Consider the following 863-nt stretch of genomic DNA (forward strand, 5'->3'; position numbering starts at 1 on the left):
TTTAAAATCCGCCGCGGGGGGGGCCGGGGGCCCCCGGGCGCCGGCGGGTGGGGGGGGGGGGGCGCCCGCGGCTCAGGGCGCGATTTCTTCCGGTTCGCCGGGGAGCTGGCGTCTCTTCTTGGTCAGCCCTGTGTGGCGCACGTCGGTGCCGCGCACCAGGTAGATCACCAGTTCGGCGATGTTGCGCGCGTGGTCGCCGATCCGCTCCAGCGAGCGCAGCGCCCAGATCACGCTGAGCACGCGGGAAATCGAGCGCGGGTCTTCCATCATGTAGGTGACCAGTTCGCGCAGCGCGGTCTTGTACTCGCGGTCGACGGTCTTGTCGTACTGCGCCACCGACAGCGCCAGGTCGGCATCGAAGCGGGCGAAGGCGTCCAGCGCTTCCTGGACCATCTTGCGCACCTGGCCGCCAATGTGGCGCACCTCGACGTAGCCGCGCGGGGACGTGCCGTCTTCGCAGAGATCGATGGCGCGCTTGGCGATCTTGGTCGCCTCGTCGCCGATCCGCTCGAGGTCGATCACCGACTTGGAGATGCTGATGATCAGGCGCAGGTCCGACGCCGCCGGTTGGCGCCGGGCGAGGATGCGCACGCATTCTTCGTCGATGTTGCGCTCCATCTGGTTGATCTGGTCGTCGATCTCGCGGACCTGCTGGGCGAGGCCGGTGTCGGCGTCGATCAGCGCGTTGACCGCGTCGTTGACCTGCTTCTCGACCAGGCCGCCCATCGCCAGGAGGTGGCTGCGCACTTCCTCCAGTTCGGCGTTGAATTGCTGGGAGATGTGTTGGGTATGGCCGTCTTTGTTGATCATTCTCTAACTCCGCGAAAAAACGGTAGGGTGCGCCGCGCGCACCAGTGGCGAGT

1 protein-coding gene is annotated in these 863 nt (G+C 66.9%); it reads right to left on the reverse strand.

Going from position 1 to position 863, the window contains the following annotated elements; all coding sequences use genetic code 11:
• Window positions 1-72: 72 nt before the first annotated feature.
• Complete coding sequence (gene phoU / locus QMX85_RS23350) at window positions 73-810, reverse strand: phosphate signaling complex protein PhoU (protein WP_282344936.1); 738 nt, start codon at window positions 808-810, stop codon at window positions 73-75.
• Window positions 811-863: the final 53 nt, after the last annotated feature.

Source organism: Pseudomonas sp. PS02288 (assembly GCF_029959715.1).
Lineage (GTDB): Bacteria > Pseudomonadota > Gammaproteobacteria > Pseudomonadales > Pseudomonadaceae > Pseudomonas_O > Pseudomonas_O kuykendallii.